This is a genomic window from Streptomyces sp. NPDC048349, assembly GCF_040651925.1.
GTDB lineage: Bacteria > Actinomycetota > Actinomycetes > Streptomycetales > Streptomycetaceae > Streptomyces.
Genome location: NZ_JBEZLA010000010.1, coordinates 68,185 through 82,387, shown reverse-complemented (window position 1 = coordinate 82,387; position 14,203 = coordinate 68,185). Strand labels below are relative to the sequence as shown.

Annotated in this window: 15 protein-coding genes; 10 read left to right on the top strand and 5 right to left on the bottom strand. The window is 69.5% G+C overall.

Going from position 1 to position 14,203, the window contains the following annotated elements; all coding sequences use genetic code 11:
- Window positions 1-221 precede the first annotated feature (221 nt).
- The 3 genes from AB0D44_RS08595 to AB0D44_RS08585 all read right to left on the bottom strand — a co-directional run bounded on the left by AB0D44_RS08595 (window position 222) and on the right by AB0D44_RS08585 (window position 3,066).
- Window positions 222-950, bottom strand: coding sequence for a GPP34 family phosphoprotein (locus AB0D44_RS08595; RefSeq protein ID WP_362586442.1), 729 nt, complete (start codon window positions 948-950; stop codon window positions 222-224).
- Between the two features lie 213 nt (window positions 951-1,163).
- Complete coding sequence (locus AB0D44_RS08590) at window positions 1,164-2,459, bottom strand: RNA-binding domain-containing protein (protein ID WP_362586439.1); 1,296 nt, start codon at window positions 2,457-2,459, stop codon at window positions 1,164-1,166.
- Between the two features lie 304 nt (window positions 2,460-2,763).
- The gene (locus AB0D44_RS08585) at window positions 2,764-3,066 is read right to left on the bottom strand and encodes a hypothetical protein (protein ID WP_362586436.1); all 303 of its coding nucleotides are present in this window, start codon (window positions 3,064-3,066) and stop codon (window positions 2,764-2,766) included.
- Between the two features lie 426 nt (window positions 3,067-3,492).
- On the opposite strand from AB0D44_RS08585, the gene AB0D44_RS08580 reads away from it, so the two are divergent.
- The 4 genes from AB0D44_RS08580 (at window position 3,493) to AB0D44_RS08565 (ending at window position 7,852) form a co-directional block, all read left to right on the top strand.
- Entirely contained in the window at window positions 3,493-4,182 is a 690-nt protein-coding gene (locus tag AB0D44_RS08580) for a DUF4389 domain-containing protein (protein ID WP_362586593.1), read from the top strand.
- A 610-nt stretch (window positions 4,183-4,792) separates the two neighbouring features.
- Window positions 4,793-5,497, top strand: a complete 705-nt coding sequence (locus AB0D44_RS08575; RefSeq protein WP_362586433.1) for a peptidase inhibitor family I36 protein — start codon at window positions 4,793-4,795, stop codon at window positions 5,495-5,497.
- A gap of 17 nt (window positions 5,498-5,514) precedes the next feature.
- Entirely contained in the window at window positions 5,515-6,963 is a 1,449-nt protein-coding gene (locus AB0D44_RS08570; protein WP_362586430.1) for a phosphodiester glycosidase family protein, read from the top strand.
- A gap of 280 nt (window positions 6,964-7,243) precedes the next feature.
- Window positions 7,244-7,852, top strand: a complete 609-nt coding sequence (locus AB0D44_RS08565) for a DJ-1/PfpI family protein (RefSeq protein WP_362586427.1) — start codon at window positions 7,244-7,246, stop codon at window positions 7,850-7,852.
- A gap of 75 nt (window positions 7,853-7,927) precedes the next feature.
- On the opposite strand, the gene AB0D44_RS08560 is transcribed toward AB0D44_RS08565, so the two are convergent.
- Window positions 7,928-8,617: a 1,4-alpha-glucan branching protein gene (locus AB0D44_RS08560; RefSeq protein ID WP_362586424.1), complete on the bottom strand. Its 690-nt coding sequence runs from the start codon at window positions 8,615-8,617 to the stop codon at window positions 7,928-7,930.
- A 206-nt stretch (window positions 8,618-8,823) separates the two neighbouring features.
- On the opposite strand from AB0D44_RS08560, the gene AB0D44_RS08555 reads away from it, so the two are divergent.
- Complete coding sequence (locus tag AB0D44_RS08555) at window positions 8,824-9,240, top strand: VOC family protein (RefSeq protein WP_362586421.1); 417 nt, start codon at window positions 8,824-8,826, stop codon at window positions 9,238-9,240.
- Between the two features lie 99 nt (window positions 9,241-9,339).
- On the opposite strand, the gene AB0D44_RS08550 is transcribed toward AB0D44_RS08555, so the two are convergent.
- Complete coding sequence (locus AB0D44_RS08550; protein ID WP_362586418.1) at window positions 9,340-10,113, bottom strand: DUF2071 domain-containing protein; 774 nt, start codon at window positions 10,111-10,113, stop codon at window positions 9,340-9,342.
- A gap of 344 nt (window positions 10,114-10,457) precedes the next feature.
- Between AB0D44_RS08550 and AB0D44_RS08545 the strand changes: the two genes are divergently transcribed.
- The 5 genes from AB0D44_RS08545 (at window position 10,458) to AB0D44_RS08525 (ending at window position 13,976) form a co-directional block, all read left to right on the top strand.
- Window positions 10,458-10,703, top strand: a complete 246-nt coding sequence (locus AB0D44_RS08545) for a hypothetical protein (protein WP_362586415.1) — start codon at window positions 10,458-10,460, stop codon at window positions 10,701-10,703.
- A 9-nt stretch (window positions 10,704-10,712) separates the two neighbouring features.
- Window positions 10,713-11,537, top strand: coding sequence for an alpha/beta hydrolase (locus AB0D44_RS08540; protein ID WP_362586412.1), 825 nt, complete (start codon window positions 10,713-10,715; stop codon window positions 11,535-11,537).
- Between the two features lie 193 nt (window positions 11,538-11,730).
- On the top strand, window positions 11,731-11,934 hold the full coding sequence (locus AB0D44_RS08535) for a hypothetical protein (RefSeq protein WP_362586409.1): 204 nt from the start codon (window positions 11,731-11,733) through the stop codon (window positions 11,932-11,934).
- A gap of 206 nt (window positions 11,935-12,140) precedes the next feature.
- Window positions 12,141-13,190: a PI-PLC domain-containing protein gene (locus tag AB0D44_RS08530; RefSeq protein WP_362586406.1), complete on the top strand. Its 1,050-nt coding sequence runs from the start codon at window positions 12,141-12,143 to the stop codon at window positions 13,188-13,190.
- Between the two features lie 222 nt (window positions 13,191-13,412).
- Window positions 13,413-13,976, top strand: a complete 564-nt coding sequence (locus AB0D44_RS08525; RefSeq protein ID WP_362586403.1) for a CAP domain-containing protein — start codon at window positions 13,413-13,415, stop codon at window positions 13,974-13,976.
- The last annotated feature ends 227 nt before the right edge of the window (window positions 13,977-14,203 follow it).

The following is a 14,203-nucleotide window of genomic DNA, read 5'->3' as shown; positions in this document are numbered from 1 at the left end:
AGGGGTGGATCACGGCACGGGGCAGGGTGCGAGGCACGCGCGCCGGCGAGCGGCGATCCACGAGAGACCGCGGCAAACGGTCCTTCGGCCGGGCAAGTTGGATGCGGTGAACGTCGAGGGGACGGCGCGGGGGCGATTTACCAGCCGAACCCTGCCCGACCGCTCTGACAACTGCGAAACGGCCCGGGGCCCCGCCTGCGCCCGTCTCGTACGCGCCCCCGTCAGGGAACCCGCCAGACGTTGGCGAACGCCGCGTTCTCGATGGTCCGCCGCTGCCGTACGGCCTCCAGTTCCATCACCGCGTCGTTGACGGCGGCCAGCACGGTCGTCACCGGATCGTCGTCGAGGACCGGCTCGCCCTCGGACGGCTCCCCTGCCCCACCGGACTCCCCGGACAGCTTCCCGGGCTCCTCGGACACCCCGGACTCATCGAATTCCTCCGGCTCACCGAACTTCTCGGAATCGCCGAACTCCTCCGACTCACCAGATTTACCGCTGCGAATGCCCACGGCCGCAGCGAGGGCGGCCAGGACCGGCTCCTCCGCCGCCGAGCGGCTCATCGCCCGCCGGCCAGCCTCCGTATCGACGAGTTCCATCCGCTCGGAGCCGAAGCCCAGACGGCCGCGCCGCCCGGGAGCCAGCTGACCGTCCGCCTCCAGCGCGGCCTGGTACGCCGCGGCGAGCTCCCGGCCCCGGCGCCACAGCCAATCCTCGACCAGCTCATGGGGCGCCTGCCGGACGAGTGCCGCTGACGCCTCGCCCAACAGGCGATCAGCCGGGGCCGGCTCGGAGCCCGGCACGATGCGCTCGCCGTCCAGGCTCACGGCCCCCGCACCGATGAGGTCGATCAGCTCGGCCCCCGCGAGTGCGAGCGACAGGTCACCCTGTCCCACGGGACGCTTCGCGCGCGGGTCGATGGCGATGATGAACAGGTCTTTCGCCGTGGTCATGAGCGGCTCCCCTCGGAGTATCGGCGCCGACGTCTCGCCGCCACTCCACGCGCGGCCCCAGGCCGGGCCGAACGGCAGAGCGACTGCCATGATCGGTGCCTCCACCCCACCCTAACGACCACCGCCCCGCGGGACCGGAACTCCACCCGAAACAGTCCCCTGCCATCGCCTCCAGGCCCATGGAGGGGAGGCCGCGCGGCCGGCGGGGGACGATCAGCCGTGCACCTCTGGGAAACCGGGGTACAGGAATCGCCAATCCAGCGCGATGTTGTGCAGGGCTTCGAGCGTGGCGCCCTTCAGGTCATCCACCCCAACGAGTTCCTCCGGCAGGTACTCACTGCCCCGGTGCACATCGCCCACCCCGGTGCGCTCGCCGAGCATCGTGGTGTCCAGGAGGTTCGAAAGGGTTCTCTGGTCGGGCCGACCCGTTGCGATGTGGAGCTCGATCGGCGGCGTGGCGGCGTTGGCTGTGCCCGTGAGTTCTTGGGTCAGCGTGGGAAGCGCATGGCGTACGAGTGCCTGAACCGCCTCGTATGCGGTCTGTACCCAGAGCTCCCCCGCGAGGCGTTGTCCGGGCATCCAGTACAAGACGTCGAAGTGCACATCGATGCTGGTTCCGCCGCCGGCGAGTTCAGCGGAGCACTCCATCCGTGTCCCGGTGGTGGTGGGTGGCTCCGACAGGGTGCCGTGGCCGGCTGAGATCCGTACGAAACGGCTGTGTCCGTGATGGGGGTCCACTTCCCATGCGCTGAGCCGCTCTCCCGGTCGGACGCGTGCGGCAAGCCCTGTCAGAGAGGGGGGCGGGTACTGCGCGATGCCCCGAGGCAATCCCTGACGATCACTCAACGCCGAGATGAGGGCATCGACGGTGGTGCCTCGGAGCCGGCGTCGGACGCCGTCTTGCCGAAGCGGACGCGAGGTTGAGGCGCGGATCACCACGTCCGGGGGGTCCCGCCGGTACACCGGCCGGTGGCCCGGCGCGGCGTACTGGTCGGGAGCGAAGCGCGGATCGCTGCCCGGGGTCATCGTCGTCTCGTCGGCCGATTGGAACAGCAACCGCAGGAGCCGCCGGTCAGCCGTGTCGTTCCTTCCGTCCACACGTACCTTGGCGGTTCCCTTGTGCAGCAACGGACGCGGGACCGTTTCCGGGTCGACGCGAACGACCAAGAGCGTCGTCCCGTCCATCGCGACGGGGATGACATCCGGGCACCAGCCGGGCGGATCGAAGACAGTGACCATCTTGCTGACCAGCTTGTCCTTGTCCGACGGCTGCACGCCGCGCAGCGGACCCGGCAGGTTCTGATCCTTCGGATCGTTGTCGACACCGATCAGCACGACGCCGCCGTAGCTGTTGGCCATCGCAGCGACCGTATCCGAGACCGCATCGATGTTCCGCTTGTAGTCGATCGTGAAGCTCTCTTCCAGCCGCAGGGCGAGGAAGCCGCGCACCATGTCCGCGTCGATGGCGGAAATGGGCGCTGTGAACAGTTGATGTGGGTACGTCGGCATCACGCACAGGATGGCGTCGTGGTGGGGACGCGCGCAGCCGGTTTCTCAATCCGTGCACACGGGGGTACTCGCCGCGCGGGAGTCTGGTCGGCCGGGGAAGTTACGAAGCCTCGTGCCGGCCAGCAGGAAGCCGGGCCCCACGGGACCAGAGCGAGCGCACCCTGGCCGCTGCCAGCGGCGACCGCGCGGTGCGACTGTGGGATCCGGGAGAACGGACGGCGTCCCTGCGGGGCAAGTCGGTCGACCGTGCGCGCAGCTCGGACTCAGACCGACGTGCCGGTCAGCGAACGGGCAAAGGGCCGTGTCAAATCGGGTTGTCATTTCCGACTCGGAGGTTGTGACGACGGCGCAACAATTCCCACGGGAGCAGTGCGGCTACGCCATACACGGTCACGGCCGCCCATGACGGCAGCGTGAAGCCGAGCAGAAGCGCGCTTGCGAACCAGGCCGGGTAGCAGACCAGCTCGACCCGGAGCGGAACATACGCGAGCCTTGCGAAGATCCCCGGTATGCGTCGCTCCTGGCTGCCTGCCGCCGCGTAACGCATGTAGACCATGCTGGCAGCTGCTGCGGTGACGGCGGCGGCAACGACGGCGATGATCTGCATCTGATTCTCCTGCCCTCTTGGCTGTACGCGAAATTCCCGAGTACTGCCCTTCGCGGAACCCGGATGAGTTCCATGTCGAGGGAAACCGACCCATGGGCCGCGCGTCATGCCGCGAAATGTCGGGGCTTGACATGCGTGACGGGTCAGGACGAGTTCATATCTGGACCCGTGGCCCCCGTGACCACCGCCGATCAGGTCATACCGGGCTTTTGCCGTCGCGGGCCCTATCCGCTCCGCCGCCATCCGTCAAGTCACGTGTCCTCTTGTCACGAAATCACGGGAGCTGACGTGAGGCGAATGCCGGGGCTCAATGGTGGTACCGGCTTCTGCCGCGCAAGTTGCCGACCCACATCGTCCCGGCAAACCGCGGGCGATGTGAGGTACGGAGACTTTTTTGCACCCCCTGAAGGAAAGGAAATGGCAGTGATGTTTCCCGCTTACACTCATCCCTTGCACGTCAAAGCAACACTGGATCCCCGGCTCAGTCGATGGAAGTGGCTGGTGAAGTGGATCCTCGCCATCCCGCACTACATCGTTCTGTTCTTCCTGCAAGTCGCGTTCCTGCTGCTGAGCGTCGTCGCGTTCTTCAGTATCCTCTTCACCGGCCGCTATCCCCGGAGGCTCTTCGAATTCAATGTGGGCGTCATACGCTGGAGCCTGCGTGTCAGCTACTACTCCTCCACGGTGCTCGGCACCGACGCGTATCCACCATTCACCCTGAAAGACGTTCCCGAATACCCGGTCCACGTCGACGTTTCCTACCCCGCGCGGCTGTCACGGGGACTGGTTCTGATCAAGTGGTTGCTGGTCATCCCGCAGTGCCTGGTGATCGCCATTCTGCTCACCAGTGGCTGGAGCGCGTTCCGGTACATCGACGACTACACCCCGTTCTCCTCCGGACTCATCGGCATGCTCTCGCTGGTCGCGATGGTGATCCTGACCTTCACGGGGACCTACCCGCGGGATCTGTTCGACTTCCTCATGGGCTTGGTCCGCTGGACGCTGCGGGTGTTCGTCTACATGTCTCTCATGACCGACAAGTACCCGCCGTTCCGGCTGGACATGGGAGGGAGCGAACCGTCGGCGGCAGCGGTCGCGCCGGCGGGCGGAGGGTGAGGATGTCTGTAAGTGGACAAGGCTCCGGGGGCCCACGTGGCCCTTTCCAGGGGCCGTCGCACCACCTGGTCGCGGCCTTTTGATCAGGCCGCGAGCAGTTTGTGCAGGCGCTCGGCTGGGGTTTCCCAGCCGAGCGTTTTGCGTGGGCGGACGTTGACCGCGGCGACGGCGGCGACGGCGGCCAGGGCGCCACGGGTGTGCTGAACAGCGCTGACGCCTGGGTGTCCGGCCGGAAGCTGGAGAAGGCCGGCCCCGGCCGCATGGGGGCGGCCGGGCGGAAAAGCGCGTCGAGCTGTTCTGAAGGCTGCTGCCGGTCGCGAGGAAGCAGGAGGGGTCGCGGGCGGTGATCGACTCCTCCCCCGTCCGGGCCGCTGGGTGGGGCCCAAAAGCCGGCCCGGCCCGGTCGCCCGCGCTCGCCCGGTCGGCCGCGCTCGTCCGGTCGGCCGCGCTCGTCCGGGCAGCCGCGCCCGTCCGGGCAGCCGCACTGCCCGGCAGTCCGGTCCGTGGCAGATGCACGGGACCCGCGGCGTCGGGCTCGCGACGCATCGGTATGATCACGCCGCCACCTGTGCAATCGAACTCATAATCTATTCTCTTTGGGGTCCTCTCGGTGAAACGCTCTCTGACGTGGGTGATCACGGCCATCTCGCTCGTGACGCTCGCGCTTTCCTCGCTGGCCGTCTCGCGGGCCAGCGCGGCCGAATGGCAGGGCTGCGACTCCGGCCGCTTCTGCGTCTACAGCGACGCGGACGGCCAGGGAGCAACGCAGTCCTTCGGCCCGGAGGCTCCGGTACAGCTCTACTCCGCCGACTGGGACGACAAGGTCACCTCGGTGCACAACAACTCCCCGTACTGGTCATGCGTCTACCGGCACGGCTACTACGGCGGCACCCTGCAGGCACTGCGCCCCGGCTACCGCGGGAACCTGGCCGACACGAGCACGAACCTCAACGACCAGATCACCTCCCACAAACTGGCCAAGTCCAAGGCGGGCTGCTTCACCGGCTTCGAGCGCTGTGAGACCGGCTACCTCTGCCTGTTCACCGAGCCCGGCGGTCGCGGTGCGATGACCGCGACCCAGAGCGACGTCTCCCGGTACGAGGTGACGTGGGACGACCGGGTGCTCTCGGTCGCCAACTACACCGACAAGCACGCCTGCTTCTACGCGGACCCCGATTTCACGGGCTCGTGGAGCGACGGCGGGAAGTCCTACGGGAAGTACGTGGTGCTCCGGACGGACAGCACGGTCATCCCCCAGCCGTACGCCGGCGGTATCACCTCCCACAAGCTGGTCGTGGGGACGAGCCAGTGCTGACAACCGAGGAATCCACCGTGAACAGCAGCGCGCAGCGCACCGCCGGGAAGCTCACCGTCATGAAGGGCGCCCTGGCGCTCGTCATGGCCGGCTCGGTCCTGGCCGTCCCCGTCTCCGTACCGACCGTGGCCGCCGCAGAGACGGGTCTGACCCTGGCACTGCTGGAGTCCGGCTCCACGAAGACGGTCGACGCAACCGTGCCGGGCGTCACCCGCACCACGTACTCGGGCGGTGGCGCCGGACCGTGGAACGTGAACGTCGTGGTGATCGATCCGGACAAGGCGCCCCTGAACCTCAAGGGCACCTTCGGCAACGGACTGTCCACCTCCCAGACCAGCTCCTCGATGCTGCAGGCCGTGTCCGTCAACACGGTGCGCCGGCCCCGGGTCGGGATCAACGGATCCTTCTTCGACGGAAACGTCAAGAACCCGGCGGACAACACGCACGACGGTGACGTGAGCGGCATCCTGGTGCGCGGCGGCAAGCTCGTCAGCGAGGCCGTCAAGGGCAAGGGCAGCAAGCCCGTCGGCTCCGCGCTCGTACTCCAGCACGGCCGGGCCTACATCACCGAGCTGAGCACGACCCTGACGGTCAAGCCGAAGAACTCCGCCGTGGCGGCGCGGCAACTGGACGGCATCAACCGGCTGCCCGGACGCATCGCCCACTGCGAGGGCCGCGATTCGGGCGAGACCATCGACGGCGACGGCGTCTGCTGGGACACCTCCGAGATCGTCTCCTTCACACCGGAGTACGGCTCAGCCACGCCGACCACGGCCTTCGTCGCCACCTCCAACGACCCCGACGCCCCGAGCGGCGAGGGCGTGATCAGTACGGACGAGGGCATCGAGGTCGTACTCGACGCCAACCGCAAGGTCACCGCCTGCTACGACTCGGCCCCCGTCACCGCCTCCACCTGCCAGAACGGCAACAGGGGCGGGCGTACGGTGCCCTCCGCTGGCCGGATCCTGCAGGGCATCGGCGAGGGTGCGAGCTGGCTGCGCAGCAACGCGCCCGTCGGCACCGAGCTGGAGCTCCCCGAGACCGTGACCGATACCCGCTTCGGTGACACCGTGGCTCTCGACCCGTCGATGTACGTCACCGCCGGTGGTGACCTGCTGATGCGTGACGGCCAGATCACCTACGTACAGCCGACGAACGCCGACGGCTCCCCGATCGTTCCCGACGCGGCCCCCCGCACGGCGGTCGCCACCGACGGGTACGGCCGTACCCTCCTGGTGACCGTCGACGGCAGGCACACCTCCATCAGCAAGGGCGCCACCCGACTGGAGCTGGCCACCCTCCTGAAGGACCTCGGAGCGGTGGACGCCCTGAACATGGACGGCGGCGGCTCCACCACGCTGGTGTGGCAGAACGCGGTCGTCAACCACCCCTCGGACGGCACCGAACAGGAACGGGCGGTGGGCGACTCCGTGTACGCGGGCGTCGGCGGCTACCCGCTGCCGTAAGGCGACCGGCTCCTCCCGACGGATCGACGTGCAGTACCTCGCGTAGCCCGGCCTGGTGGTGGACACCACCACCACAGGCCGGGCTACGGCTTTCCAGGTATCAGCACGATGCAGCCGGGTCCCGTCCCGTGCCTGAGCGATGGGGCGACCAGTCCGGTACTCGGTCTCGGGAGTCGGACCCCCGGGGCAGAGGGCATGCCACCGGGCGCCAATTGGCCTGCGCGCCGGGCACCGTTCGCCTGAGAGACTCGGCATCCGACACCGAGGACGGGGAGTTGTGATGCAGGTAGCGGTAGTCACCTTCGACGGGTTCAACGAACTCGACAGTTTCATCGCCTCCGCGCTGATCAACCGGTGCCGGAGGGACGGCCTGGAGGCCTTCATCACCACGCCGACGCCAGTGGTCACGTCGATGAACGGCCTCGAGGTGACCGGGCAGCGCCCGATGGAGTTCGTGACCGAGGCCGACGTCGTACTGATCGGGAGCGGGGTGAAGACGCGCGATGTGGTCGCCGACAGCCGGATGCTCTCCATGCTGCCGCTCGACCCTTCACGGCAGCTGATCGGTTCGCAGTGCTCCGGCGCGCTGGTTCTGGCGCGGCTCGGGTTGCTGGGTGGCATGCCGGCGTGCACGGACATGACGAGCCGGCCCTACGTCGAAGCCTGCGACGTCACCGTGCTGGACGCCCCCTTCCACGCCGAGGGGAACATCGCCACGGCGGGCGGCTGCCTCGCCTCGGAATACCTCGCCGCGTGGGTGATCACCCGAACGCTCGGGGAGGACACCGCGCGCAGCGTGATCGACTACGCGGCTCCGGTCGGCGAGAAGCAGGAGAGGGTCGAGCGCGTCATGCACGCCGTCCGCGCCGGCGAGGCCGCAATGCGCTGACGGCCGGTCCCCGACCCGCGGGTCGGTCCGTTCACCAGCGGCCCTCGCCGACCACGTGAGGGCCGCTGCGCGCGGTCAAGTGCCGGCGTGCAGGACGGCGAACGTCCCCCGGACGCGGGTCCCGTCCGGCAGGCTCCAGGAACCGCTGACATGACCGATCGCTCCCGCCGGAGGGAGAACCTGGTCGTCCGCGGCGGGCCGCAACACCCGGTGCAAGCGGAGGACCGCGCCGCGCGGCGCAGTCAACTCGGTGCCTTCTCGATCATCGGTGGCGGTGCCGGTTCCAGTGCTGGTGGCAGTGCCGGTGCCGGTGAAGTCCGGGGAGAGGGGTCCTTCACCGGTGTGCTCGCCGATGACGTCGAGGGCGGGAACGTCGCTGATGTTCTGGTCCTGGGCCTGCACCCGCCCCTCGATCAGGGCCAGCAACTGCGCGACCGACACGGGGTCGTGGCAGCCGTCGTAGGCCCAGCGTCGCCCCAGCACCCCGTGCTCCATGGTGCCGACGAGCGCGTGCTCCGCCCCGTCGAGCGGGGCACCGCGATACGTGAGGGGTACCAGGTAGGTGACCAGGTCGTCGCCCGAGGCGTCGGTGACCACCATGAACTCGATCCCGACCTCGCCCTGCGGGTCGTCCAGCCGGAACCCGCCTGCCTTGGCCAACGCCGGCCCTGCCGCGTCCCCCCGGTACCACGGGCGTGAAGGCAGCCAGGTGGTGAGCAGTTCCAGCTTGGTCGGCGCGAGGGCGGTCTGGTGGATCACGGCCATGCCTCAGGACCTCTTCCCTTGGGTGGATGCGAACTCCCTCACCTTCGCATCCGTACGGCGCTCACAGAACGGTTTCCCGCCGACAAGATCAAAAGGCAGCGGCCGTACCCGTCCAGGCGAGTGACCACGGCCTGAAGCTCGACTGACTTCACCCCTGACACACGTAGGCTGCCCGCGCTGACCATTCGTCACGAAAGGAGCGTTTTGTGGCCACACGACTCAACCCGTACATCAGCTTCTCCGGTGATGCCAAGCAAGCCATGGAGTTCTACAAGGAAGTCCTCGGCGGCAACCTGGCCGTCCACACCTACGGCGGCTTCGGCGCCGAGGCGCCGCCCGGGTACGCCGACAAGATCATGCACGGCCTGCTCGAGACCCCCGGCGGACTCACCTTGATGGGCGCCGACAATCCGCCCGGGATGGAGCACCGACCCGGCAACAACATCGCGGTGAGCCTGAGCGGCGACGACGCGGACGAACTGCGCGGCTACTGGAACAAGCTGTCCGCCGACGCCACCGTTTCCGTCCCCCTGGAACAGCAGATGTGGGGCGACGTGTTCGGCATGTGCACGGACAAGTTCGGCGTCACATGGATGGTCAACATCAGTGAGCGGCACACCTGATCCACACCGCGGCGCATCGACGCGTCGGCGCCCCGAGGGCCCGCCGACGCGTCGCCCTGACCCCGGCGTCGACGCCGTCCGCCGCCATGGCGGCCCTGATCACGGTGTGGGGATGCCCGCGGGCCGGCGCGGCGGGCGCCCGAACCGCACCGGGACGCCCGGCGAGTACAGCACGCTCACGGGGGGCTCGGCCGGTGCGGGCAGGCCCGCCGCGGCGACCAGGTTCTCGTCGCAGTCCAGGAGTTCGGCGCGGTGCAGTGGCCACCGCGGGTGGGCGTTCGGCAGGTAGAGCGGCCGGCCGAAGAAGGCGCTGTGCATGCCCCAGCGGGCGGTGAGGAAGTGTTCGAGGCCGGTGGGCTCCTCGATGGGCTCCCCGATCCGCACCGCGATCCTGCTGTGCGCGCCCCGCGGTCCGGGCCAGCGCCGGGAGCTGGTGTACGTCACGGTGCCGCCGTCGTGGCGGACGGACATGCGCGACCAGACGTACGGCAGGCGGAAAGCGGACCGCGCGACGGCCACGGGGATCAGGCGGGAGGCGTCGAGCGAGCGGAAGACCACCCCGCGCCGTCCGTGGGCGTCCACGGAGTACAGGCGCACGTTCGTCTCCGGGAAGGTCCCGAGGTAAGGGATACCGGGGAGGCGGAACCATCCGACGCGGTGCATCCGGAAGGCGACGAGACCCACGTACGTCACCCCGTCGAGGGTGTCCGGGACGGTGTTGGGCGGGAGCAGCGGAGCGATGTCGGCGGGGTCGGCGGCCCAGTGCAGGAAGGCCAGGTCGAGCCAGGACTGGGTGAGCAGCGGGCGGTCCGCGGCGTGCGGCGGATCGGCCGTTATGGGGTCCGGCTCCACGGCGGGCGGCCTCGTCGGCATGGCGCCAGTATCCTCGGGCGGCTTCATGGACGCCAGGTCGGGTCGGTGGCTGGGGCTGCCGCGGCTCGCGTGGGGCAGGGTCGATCGCGGACGGACTCCCTGGATCCGTCGGACGCGGTCAGCGTGAAGTCCACGTCCTCGGGGTACGTGTCGGTCACGGTGAGTACCACCCCGCCCGGTTCGTTACGGCACTCGGCCACCCGCCGGGAGTTCGCCGCCTCCTGCCGGGCCCGGCCGCACCAAGGCCGCCCCGCCACCCGTTCCTCTCAGACAGCGGCAGCCCACTCCGCCTCTCCCCCAGTCCCCGCCGCACGCCTCCGCCGTCTCACACTCGAGGAGTCCTGATGGCCGTCGTCCCCACGATCGCCGTGGTCCTGGGCGCCTGGTGCGCCGCAAGCGTGATCACCGCCGGCCTGTACACCGCCCTGCGCACCTGGTGGCTTCGGCGGCAGCGGGCCGTGGAGTCCCCGCTCGACGACGGCGCCGCCGGCCGGTACGTGCCGACCGCGGAGCCCGACGGTTTCGGCATCCCCGTTACAGGTGCCCGCCGGTTCAGAGTCAAGCCCTCGCTGACGACCCCGCGCGGTTAGCCCGCGGGAATGGAGATCCATGTGGGCCGGATACGGGTCCACTACGTGGAGCACGGGACCGGTCGACCGGTGCTGGTACTCCACGGCGCCGGCGTCGACCACCGCGAGGCCGAGGCTTGCTTCGAGCCGGTCTTCGACGGCGTCGCGGGGATGCGGCGGATCTATCCCGACCTCCCTGGAATGGGACGGACGCCCGCTCCTGTGACCCTGCGCAGCGCCGAAGACGTCCTCGGCACGCTGCTCGACTTCGCCGACGGGGTCGCGGGCGGGGCCGCGTACCTCCTCATCGGCCACTCGGCGGGCGCGTACTACGCGCAGGCGATGGCCGCGAGACGTCCGGCGCAGGTCGCCGGTCTGGCGCTCGTGTGCCCGCTGCTGCCGGGGCTGCGCAACATCCCGGAGCACCACGTCGTCGTCGGACCGGGTGAGGGTGAGGGTGAGGTCGGTGACGACGTCTTCCGTGGCTACTTCGTGATCCAGACCCCCGAGATGCTCGACCGGTACGAACGGTACGTCGCCCCGGCCGCCGCGCTCGTCGACCCGGCGGCACTCGAGCGGATCGGCGCCCAGTGGGCACTCGCCCCCGACCACGCGGCGCCTTACGCGGGTCCGGCTGCGGTCGTGGCGGGGCGGCTGGACTCGACGGTCGGCTATGCCGCCGCCATCGACCTCGTCGACCACTACCCGCACACCTCGCTCGCCGTGTTCGACGACGCCGGACACGCCCTGCCACACGAGCAACCGGAACTCCTGCGCGCCGTCCTCGTCGACTGGCTCACGCGGGTCGCGGGCGCGGGCGGGGGGCGGCGGCCAGGGGGCGGGGGCGCTGGCTGAACGGTTTGACGGCCCTGGGCGCTGGGCGGGGATGGGGTGGACGCGCCCGCCGCTGAACTGACGGTGATCTGCACCATTCATCCACGTGCGCCGCGCCGACTCCGGTCCGCGCTGGGGCCGTCGGGGGCTGATAGCGTCCCATGGTCTTGATCGATATCGACGGTCGAAGATCGACGACGGAGGAGACGGCTGCATGCCCGAGGACCTGGCCGGCGACACCATCCGGAAGCTGGCGGACGTAGTGGCGTCGAATACTCTGCCCAAGCACGTCGTCGAGCTGCTCCGCATCGCCCTCAGCCAGGCCGAGACGGCAAAAGCGGCAGGCCAGGACCAAGAAGCCCTTACCATCGCCGGCCAAGCACTCCACATGGCAGAGAACCCGACCAGCGAGCAGTAGCCCCGCCTGCCCCGTGCCCCTGCCGGTCTGCCCGGCTGGGGTGCAGGCCGCGGCCGCCGCCGGCACTGCCGTGGCACCCAGGTCGCGACGCTGCTGCGCGTGGGCGTACGACCTCCGTAGCCCCGCCCGCCGCTGATGGGGCCGGGACCCCGGATTTGCGCGTCCACGGGGGAGCCTATTGCCGACTCCCGCGCTACCCTCCCCCCATGATTGGCATGAGCATGACGCGCCATGCGCGTCCACCCCGCCTGCTCTCCCTCGTCTGCCTCCTCCTCCTGGTCCTCCTGGGCGCGCCGGGCACCACCGCCGCCGCCTCCGCGACGCCACGTACCGACACGCGCGCCGCTGCTGCCACTGCCGCTGCCGCTGCCGCGCGCTGGGGCGACCGCCGCCTCGACGAGGCCGCCTTCCTGACCACCCACAACGCCTTCACCAACTACGAGGACTCCCGCTGGAGTTCGGTCAACCAGGCCGAGTCCGTACGGGCCCAGCTCGACAACGGCGTCCGCGGCCTGAGCCTGGACACGCACTGGTACGAGCGCAGTACCTGGCTCTGCGTGATCAGCTTCGGCAGCGACTGCTACCCCAGTGACGTGTACCTGTGCCACGGCGACTGCAAGACCTTCGCCGGCGCAACGTACGCCCTGCCGAGGCAGTCCTTCCACGGCACCATGCAGACCGTGGTGGACTTCCTCGTCGCCCATCCCCAGGAGGTCGTCACCGTCTTCCTGGAGGACTACGTCAGCGCGGAGCAGCTGAGGAACTCCCTCGGCAGGGTCGGGGGGCTGAACGAGATGCTGTTCCGGCCAGACGAGTGGGGCGTACGGCAGCACGGGTGGCCGAAGGTGGCCGACCTCGTCACCGCCGGGAAGCGCCTGCTCGTCTTCTCCGACCGGTCCGACCGTGAGCACCTGGGCGTGATGTACGACAGATCCTGGACGGTGAGCAACTACTGGAGCCTCGGCGACCTGGGCAACGACCTCGCGTGCGTCTCACGCTGGCCCGACGTGCCGTTGGACCGCCAAGAGGCGGGCTTCCGGCGGTTGTTCACGATGAGCCACCACCGCAACGTACCCACTGTCCTCACGGCCGCCCTGGACAACGGCGCCAAACTGCGCGGTCGCATTGCCGATCAGTGCCGGACCGCCGCCGGGGGTCGCGACCCGAACTACGTCTCCGTCGACTTCCACCGTCTGTCGGACGGCAGCGGCCACACCCCCGCCTCGATCGTCGCGGAACTGAACGCGAGGCCATGAGGCCTGCCGCGCGGTCTGTCCGGCCTCCAGTGGGGCCGGATGGCGGGCCGACGCGTCGGGTGGCAGCCTGGAGGAGATGTCGTAGCGGCGGGCCGTGCCACGTGCCGCCACTTGCGCGACGTGGCGCCCCTTCACCGCCGGAAACACTGTTTTCGTGTTCGCGGGAGGTGGACCTCCTTGAGCAGGCACGCTTCGCTCACCAAAACCGCACGGAGTCTCGCTGTGGCCGGTGTCCTGTCGGCCGCGCTGGTACCGGTCTCGGCACCACCGGCGACGGCCGTCGCGTGCGACCTTGCGGCTGCTGCCCGAGCCCCGAGCAGCAGCAACGACGGCGCGGTGCGGAACGCGCTGATCTGCCTCATCAACGCCGAGCGCACGCAGAGGGGGCTGTCTGCCCTCACCACGAACCAGGCCCTGACAACTGCGGCGCAGCAGCACTCCGCTGCCGCCGTGCAGCTGAAGTGGTGGGGACCGGGGAAGGATTCGCACACCAACCCGCAGACCGGTTCGACACCGCAAAGCCGGATCAAGGCCGCGGGCTACTGCCCGAACCCCACCTCATGGGCCGTCGCCGAGATCACGTACACCGGCTGGGGCGGCTCGGGGACCCCGAAGGCCGCGGTCAACTGGTGGATGAACGTCAGCACGTGGGGCCACCGCCAGATCATCCTCAACCCGTCGATGCGAGAGATCGGCGCCTGGGCCCAGCCGGGTGCGGCGGACCCGGCCGGGGCCGGCGCGAGCCAGGCCGGGACCTACGTCGTGACCTTCGGACGCTGCCAGTAGCGTGCCATCGAGTGCAGGGTTTGCCGGCCTGTGGAAGCGGTGCAGGCAGTGCCCGGGCGACTACGCCGTGACATAGCACGGTGAGTGATCAAGCTCCTCGCGACGGGCGCCGGCCTGGTGGAGCGGGCACGCCTTCCTGACCGGCCGCGGCACGTCCTGACCCCCGCCCCCGGGCGAACGGTGACGTGCGTCATGCCGCACACCCGTCGCTTCCGGCTACCCTGAGC

What these genes read in the sequence shown, in the direction of transcription:
- AB0D44_RS08595 (WP_362586442.1), bottom strand. Translation starts at nt 950, where the DNA reads ATGACCACGGCGAAAGACCTGTTCATCATCGCCATCGACCCGCGCGCG.
- AB0D44_RS08590 (WP_362586439.1), bottom strand. Translation starts at nt 2,459, where the DNA reads ATGCCGACGTACCCACATCAACTGTTCACAGCGCCCATTTCCGCCATC.
- AB0D44_RS08585 (WP_362586436.1), bottom strand. Translation starts at nt 3,066, where the DNA reads ATGCAGATCATCGCCGTCGTTGCCGCCGCCGTCACCGCAGCAGCTGCC.
- AB0D44_RS08580 (WP_362586593.1), top strand. Translation starts at nt 3,493, where the DNA reads ATGTTTCCCGCTTACACTCATCCCTTGCACGTCAAAGCAACACTGGAT.
- AB0D44_RS08565 (WP_362586427.1), top strand. Translation starts at nt 7,244, where the DNA reads ATGCAGGTAGCGGTAGTCACCTTCGACGGGTTCAACGAACTCGACAGT.
- AB0D44_RS08560 (WP_362586424.1), bottom strand. Translation starts at nt 8,617, where the DNA reads ATGGCCGTGATCCACCAGACCGCCCTCGCGCCGACCAAGCTGGAACTG.
- AB0D44_RS08550 (WP_362586418.1), bottom strand. Translation starts at nt 10,113, where the DNA reads ATGCCGACGAGGCCGCCCGCCGTGGAGCCGGACCCCATAACGGCCGAT.
- AB0D44_RS08545 (WP_362586415.1), top strand. Translation starts at nt 10,458, where the DNA reads ATGGCCGTCGTCCCCACGATCGCCGTGGTCCTGGGCGCCTGGTGCGCC.
- AB0D44_RS08540 (WP_362586412.1), top strand. Translation starts at nt 10,713, where the DNA reads ATGGAGATCCATGTGGGCCGGATACGGGTCCACTACGTGGAGCACGGG.
- AB0D44_RS08535 (WP_362586409.1), top strand. Translation starts at nt 11,731, where the DNA reads ATGCCCGAGGACCTGGCCGGCGACACCATCCGGAAGCTGGCGGACGTA.
- AB0D44_RS08530 (WP_362586406.1), top strand. Translation starts at nt 12,141, where the DNA reads ATGATTGGCATGAGCATGACGCGCCATGCGCGTCCACCCCGCCTGCTC.